This window comes from Intrasporangium chromatireducens Q5-1, assembly GCF_000576575.1.
GTDB classification, from domain to species: Bacteria; Actinomycetota; Actinomycetes; order Actinomycetales; family Dermatophilaceae; genus Intrasporangium_A; species Intrasporangium_A chromatireducens.
Window position 1 is genome coordinate 20,826 of sequence record NZ_AWQS01000032.1, and the last position, 6,744, is coordinate 27,569.

Annotated in this window: 6 protein-coding genes; 1 reads left to right on the plus strand and 5 read right to left on the minus strand. The window is 66.0% G+C overall.

All coding sequences use genetic code 11. The features are described from left to right. Positions 1–4 precede the first annotated feature (4 nt). Positions 5–1,159: a peptidoglycan DD-metalloendopeptidase family protein gene (locus tag N864_RS23540; protein ID WP_051518260.1), complete on the plus strand. Its 1,155-nt coding sequence runs from the start codon at positions 5–7 to the stop codon at positions 1,157–1,159. 135 nt (positions 1,160–1,294) lie between these two features. Here the strand turns inward: N864_RS23540 and N864_RS06280 are convergent, their stop codons facing one another. From N864_RS06280 to N864_RS06305, 5 genes are all read right to left on the minus strand, one after another. Further along, on the minus strand, positions 1,295–2,398 hold the full coding sequence (locus N864_RS06280; protein ID WP_034714688.1) for an XRE family transcriptional regulator: 1,104 nt from the start codon (positions 2,396–2,398) through the stop codon (positions 1,295–1,297). Next, entirely contained in the window at positions 2,395–3,159 is a 765-nt protein-coding gene (locus tag N864_RS06285; protein ID WP_034714690.1) for a hypothetical protein, read from the minus strand. The genes N864_RS06280 and N864_RS06285 overlap by 4 nt, the downstream gene beginning before the upstream one ends. A 737-nt stretch (positions 3,160–3,896) precedes the next feature. Then, positions 3,897–4,493 (minus strand): type II toxin-antitoxin system VapC family toxin, encoded by a 597-nt coding sequence (locus tag N864_RS06295; protein WP_205620874.1) that lies wholly within the window; start codon positions 4,491–4,493, stop codon positions 3,897–3,899. Next, a complete protein-coding gene (locus tag N864_RS25025; RefSeq protein WP_162164509.1) occupies positions 4,490–4,687 on the minus strand; it encodes a hypothetical protein in 198 nt (65 codons plus the stop codon). Before N864_RS25025 ends, N864_RS06295 begins: the two co-directional genes overlap by 4 nt. Positions 4,688–5,207: 520 nt before the next feature. Beyond that, entirely contained in the window at positions 5,208–6,440 is a 1,233-nt protein-coding gene (locus tag N864_RS06305) for an IS110 family RNA-guided transposase (protein ID WP_034714707.1), read from the minus strand. Positions 6,441–6,744: the final 304 nt, after the last annotated feature.

A 6,744-nucleotide genomic window follows, 5' to 3' on the forward strand; every position in this document is an offset into this window, starting at 1 on the left:
CGTCATGGCTAAGGTGCTCGCCGTCGTCGCCCTGATAGGCGTGCTCTTGGGCGCGCCGCTGCTGGCCGCGATCGCCATCGCCGGCGCCGCGGTACCCGCGGTCGCGGTGTCGACTCGTGGCGCCTGCGGCACGGCGCCGGCGTCGGGGCAGTGGCGGCCCCCCTTCGTGCAGGCCTACACCGTCTCCTCACGCGGCATCGGCTGGTCCTACCACCCGGTGTTCAAACGCTGGAACTTCCACGCCGGCCAAGACCTGTCGACCCTTCCGGGCCCCGGCCCGATCGTCGCCGCCAACACCGGCCGGGTCATCCGCGCCGGCTGGGACACCACCGGCTACGGCAACCTCGTCGACCTCCAGCACAGCGGCGGGATCCAGACCCGCTACGCCCACCTCGCCACCATCGACCCTCACATCGTCCCCGGCGCGACCGTCCACGCCGGGCAGCGGCTCGGCGTGGAGGGCTCCACCGGCGCGAGCACCGGCAACCACCTCCACTTCGAAGTCAGCATCCGCGGCACACGCGTCGACCCGATCTCCTTCATGAAAGAGCATCACGCGCCGCTCGACGGACGCGCGGTCGAGGCACCCCGGGGAGAGCCGGATACTGACATGATCGCCCGCCCAGCCGCTCCGCCCGGGGAAGGAGGCGCCGGACCCCTCCCGCGCCCGGGACAGCCCCGACGCAACTCTCTGCACAATTCCGCACTCCCCATCCCGGCCGACATCCACGCGCTCTACGTCGCCGCCGGGAACAAGTACGGAATCCCATGGGCACTACTCGCCGGGGTCGGCATGGAAGAGACCGCTCATGGCCGCATCACCGGAGCCTCATCAGCCGGCGCACAAGGCATCATGCAGTTCATGCCCGCTACTTGGGCCCGGTGGGGCACCGATGGAGACGGCGACAGCAAGGCCGACATCACCAACCCCGCCGACAGCATCTACTCCGCGGCCAACTATCTCGTCCACTCCGGCGCAACAGACGGTGCCACGGGCATCCGCCGCGCTCTCTTCGCCTATAACCACGCCGACTGGTACGTCAACGACGCTCTCTACTACGCCACCGAGTACACCCCGGGAACTAGGGCACCAGCACCATCGCCACCTGACTGCGGCAGCCCTCCGTCGAGCGCACATCAAGAACCTGCCCAGAAGTAAGCGTCTCTCCGCCCAGATAGGGCTAGCGTCACTGCTCCCACTGTGAGCGCCCATCCGATCCCATTTGATCGCCGCCGCGGTGCGACGCACAAACGGCGCGCTGAGCATGAGGTCGTGCCCGGCCAGATGCCGTCACTACTCGAACTGGAGTCGTGGCCTCTCGGTGCTTCCGGCCTGGATCACATCCTCCGTCACATCCGTGGCGATGCGACCAGCCGCCAGCACTGCGTCAAAGTCAAGCCCACTCTCAATCATTAGTTCCTTGGCCAGACCCAGAAGCTGCGGTGACTCCGCCGGACCCAGTGGATTCGGCTCGGGCAAGCCCCACATCGATAACTGTTGGTTCGCACGGCGGTACGAGGCTTCGGAGAGACGACCTAGAGCGTTGGCCCGGAACACCAATGCCCGAAGGCTCACGCCCCAATGCTTCTTCAATGCGTGGAAGGCGGGCCAGTCGATGCGTCGCGGCAGTTGGTCGATGATCTCGTCGCGGGGCATGAGGAACTCAGCGGCAAATAGATGCGCCTGCTTTTCGACCAGTTTGGACCCAGGTTCAGTGTCTGGATGAAGGACGATGTGGCCGAGTTCATGCGATGCGTCGAAACGGCTTCGGGCCTTGTCGTCCTTGCTTTGGCTGAGAAAGACGAGGGGCCTCCGCCCGGCGTTGGTGGAGAACGCGTCCACTGCAGGGTCGGTGCCTGGGGGAAGGCGAAGGGCTACCACTCCATGGGCTTCCAGCAACTGCACGACCGACGGAACTGGGCCCTCTTCGATCCCCCAAGCCGCGCGGATCCGTCGTGCCGCATCGATGATGACCCCGTCGGTCAATTCGTCTGGTAGCTCAAGTTCGGGCAGGTCTACGGCAGGGAGTTCGATGTAGTCGCTGATAAGGTTCACGACTTCCAAGGACAGTTCGCCGTACGCCAGCGCTTGTTCTCTGGCAGCGGCGGTGGTCGACCTTAGGGACCGGAAGTGGGCTTCTGATGCCGCCAGCAGCGATATTGAGCGACTGAGCCCGAAGAATTCTCGTGGCAGTCCAAGTGCGAGGCAGATCTTCGCGAGGACGGCTTGAGTGGGGTTCGGACCATCAGGCTTTTCGTACTGGGCGATGGCGGAAGGCGAGACTCCAACCTCGCTTGCGAGGGAGCTCTTGGTTTTGCGACGCAACCTGCGTGCGACTGTCAGTCGCGTCCCATCGAAGTCGGTCGATTGCGCAGGGGGGCGCGGCCCGGCCTTCACACTTCACCTTCCGTAGCCGGCCTCGGCTTGAGCATGATCGACGGCTGCGTCGCCAGCTTCTCGTCGTAGCTGGGACCGATCGGTCCGCGCTTGCCTGCGCGGGTGCTTCCCGGCAGATCGTCTTCGGTGTCGTGCCACAGCGGAGCAACTGCGGCGAAGGGGTGGCCTCCCATGGCCGGGACAGCAAGCCATCCTGACGTGAGCGGTGAGGTGAACTCACCAGCCCAGAGGTAGAGGAAGTTCGTTACGACCCCAGGTAGGTGCCCCAGATTTGCGTGGAAGTCGGCGAGAACGCCCTGGCCGGGATAGGGCGTTGTGTACCCGCCGAGCACTCGGGAGTTCTCCATTGCAATGTCGAGGCGGGTGTTGCTCTCGTTGTCCCAGTCGGCGAACCGGTGCCAGCGAGGGGCGCGACGCTCGGCCGGCGGGACCTTCATGCCGACGATGCGGGCTCCGTGGAGCTCGAAAGTGAGGACGCCGTTCGGCGTCGTGACCTTGAGGCCCTCGATCTTCCAGTGGTTCTCTACACGCTCCAGCTCGTCGTGCTCGTACCGACGTATCGCGCGCTGGGTGAAATTCTCGAAAGTCAACAGGCCGAGCGATCGCGGGGTGTCGCCGAGCTCCTCAGGCTCGTAGCGGTCGATGTTGACCGCCCAGACTTCTCGCTTCAGGTCGCGGATGGCGTCGAGGAGGCCCGACTCCCGGAGTCGCGTCACGACAGACTCGAGCGCGCTCCGTGCGGCGGCTTCTGCGATGCTCATGTGTCTAATGAGAGCATGGGTGCGACCATCATGTCCAACCGGAGCGGGCGTCGTTGCGACAAAAACGTTCGAAATCGCAGTTTCCGTGTTGCGAACTGGTTCCGATCATGGTGGAGTAGTGGTCGAGCACGAAAGGCCCCGGCCGGGGTCTCCCGGGCCAAGGCCTCTCGCTCCGTTTGCGTCGGAATCTTGAGGCTACCTGTTCCGATCGTGGTCGCCAATGACCGCGAGCAGGTGGCTTGGCGCCGGGAAGCCGTGCTTAGGAAGGGGCCCATCATGGCCCGTAGTGTCAACCGCAGCGCCGGCACCGGCCGGTTCGTCTCGAAGGCAGCCGTCGCCCGGTGGCCTGGCAAGACCACCACCGAACGTGTCGGTTCCGGCACCAGGAACGGCCGGTCTGTAAACCGGTCGGCGTCGACTGGCCGCTTCATCACTGACGCCACCGTGAAGCGCAACCCCGGTGGCACTATCCGGCAGAAGGTCTGACCGGTCGGCCTGGGGGCGTCGGCCCGCCCTGGTGTTCGACGCCCTCAGGCCATACCATTCCAGCGCGCTGTGCAAGTCGCCGCAGCCCATCATGCCGCCGCGGCGACAAAAGGATGACTCCAACGCGCGTCCAAGGCGTCCAAGGTGTTGAGCGGAGGCCTTAAGGTCCCACCGCGAAGTTGGGCGCGCCACGGCCCCTTGGCTCAGCCGAAGGCCAAGTGCTCGCTGAGCTACTTGGACGTCCCGGCGGCTCATGGGCCGTTCAACCGACCTCCTCGACGGATACGGCAGCTCCTCACCCGGGAGCGCTCGATGTAGACCTGTAGATCCTTCTCTGGAACGGAGCCGAAGCCGGCGTCGAAGGTAACCAACGAGCCGCCCGCTCCGTAGATGGCGCTGGCCGCATGCACCGCGTCATATGACGCAAGGCCCCACTTCCGCATGATGCCGGGTACCTCGTCTGCCACCTCGGCGAGTTCGATCTGCAGGTTCGGAGTGGTGGATTTGATCTCCTTCCAGGAGGAGAGCATGTCGCTCGTCAAGCGGCCAGCGCGACGCCTCACCCTGCCATCGCTGCGCTTCGCTGGCCACCCTTTCGATCCATGTCGTTCCTTAACCGCAAGCTTGAACGCGACCTCAACGAACTCGATCTCCATCAGGCGGTTGTGAATGAGGAGTGACTGTCCGTCGACAAGCCGCGTCATGAAGTCGGCCGCCTCCTGATGGTGCGGCTCGCCCTGGTTGAGCGCCGCGATGACGAACGAGGTGTCGACGGCAACTTCTGAAGGGAGCTTGCAGTTTGCGATGCAATGCACTCCCCTCGGCAGTGGATGTCGCCCGGCAGTCACTTGTTTGAGGAGCCCCTGTTGCTCTTCCCGGCCGCCTTGGCCGCGCTGGCCTCTGCGACGTAGCGTCCCGTGACCGCACTGCGCGCGGCGACTCGTGATGTGGCCTTCTTGACCGTTGTCTGCCTCAATGGGGCAGCAACGGTGGGCTTCACCGTGCGCGATGCCTTCTCGGAGGCTGAGATCTTACGGGTCATGAAGCAACAGTAGGCGAGCCGCGGCGTTCCGGCCCAGTGACACGGCCTGACAGGCTCAGCCGATCGGAACGCTGCATGACTTCGCCGCGATCGTCCCTTTCCCGTGCCTGCGTGTTGAGGATCGGCGGCTGCTGCGCGCGCTGTCGCACCAGCGATCTGAGGAAGCATGGCTTCATGGACTTGCCCGAAGTTTGGCCGTACCTCAGCACTTCCAGCCGCTCATGGCTTATGGAGCACAACGGGGAGCCCCTCCCCGACATTGTCATCGCGGAGATCCTCAGCGTGACAGGCGGCGAACAGAACGCTCAGTGGTGGACGGGCCCCTCCGTGGAGGGACAGACGCAACTCACCGACGAGGCGGTCGACTGGATCGAGGCCTCGCCAACGACGATGAGGGCTGAACCAAACTCCATTCGGGCCAGGCGCTGCGGGGCAGAGATTGCCGCGAGGTCCTGCACGCCGTGACTCTCGCTGGTTGGAGTGGTCGGCGAGGGCGCGTCAATCCGGCTCCCCTTTGTTGTCAATGAGCGGCCGACGCGGTTCTGGAGCGTGACGGCTTCAGGGGCGTCGACGCCGGTTGTAGTGTCGGTATCGCGGGTCCGGGAAGTGGCTGATCCGAAGTGTCGATGTGCGGGGGCAGGTCGACCGCGCTGGATTCTTGAGTCGCCCCGCAGTGCCCTCCCGGGCCCGTTGCAGCCATGCGACCGGCGTCAGCTGCGGCCTCCAGGCGTGCTCGTTCGGCGTCGGCGACCAGCTGGCGATACAGGGCGTCGGAGATCCTGCGCTTGAGGCAGCGCAGCGCTTCGAGCTTGGTCTTGCCTGCGGCGAGCTTGCGCCGGTAGTACGCGCGGCCGTCGGTGTCGGGGCGGATCTGGCTGATCGCGGCGATGTGGATCATGTGGTTCATCCGACGGTTACCGGCACGGGACAGCCGGTGCCGGTTCTGCTGACCGGAGGACGCGGCCAGGGGTGCCGTGCCGGTCCAGGAGGCGAACCGGTTCCGGTCGGCGAACCGGGCGACGTCACCGACATCAGCAAGGGTGCGAGCGGCGACGACGGGTCCGACACCGCGCAGGTCCATCAGCCGGGAGCCTCGCGCCTTGACTAGGACCTTCAGCTCGGCCGTGGCCTTCTTCATCTTCGCCTCGACCGCGACCAGGTCGGCGAGTTCGTCGGCGGCGATCCGGCGGCGGGTCTTGCCGGCGATGTCCCGCGGGCGCACCGAGGCGAGGATCGCCTTGGCCTGCAAGGCGGTCAGGTCCTTCTTCGCCGTGCCGGGGACCAGCTCGGCCAGCAGCCGGTGCAGCCGGTTCACGGTCTGGACCCGCAGCCGGGTCAGCTCCTCGCGACGGTCCGACAGCATCCGCAACGCCTCGAGATCACCGTCGGGGCGCAGCACCCGCAGCGTCGTGGTGCGCACGGCGACGACGGCGATGGAGTGGGCGTCACGGGCGTCGGTCTTGCGGTTGTGTCCGGTGTCGAAGAGCCGGACCCGGGCGGCGAGCTTGGCCGGGACGTCCACGACGTCCTCGCCGGCCTCGAGGAGCCGCTGGGCCAGCGGACGGCCGGCGCCGTTGCTGCCCTCGACCGCCCAGACCCGCTCCGGCCAGGTCTTCGCGTAAGCCCGCATCGCGGTGTAGCCGGCCTGGTCAGTGCTGAACCTCCCCGATCCGAGGAGCTTCTCGCGTCGGTCGACGACCTCGATGGTGGCCGACAGCTTGTGGGGATCGGCCCCGATGATCACCTTCGTCATGACGTCCTCCTGCATGCCTCGAACCGGTAGGGACGGCGAGGTGGGCAGTGCTGCTACGAGCTGGGCAGACCCCTTTCGAGCCACGCCTCGTCACGGTGCCCGACGGACTGCAGACCGGAAGAGAGCCACACCCCCAGAGGGTGGGCAGCCGCTTGAAGAGCCTTCCGCCGGACACCTGGACCGAGTCTGGCCAGACACCGATCCTGACGGCAATCGTCTAGCAGCCGCCTGTCGACCGGTAGTTGTTTTACGGACATGCTTGGAAAGCGCCCCGTCGGGTGGTGGGCTTTGAGGCTGGTTCCTC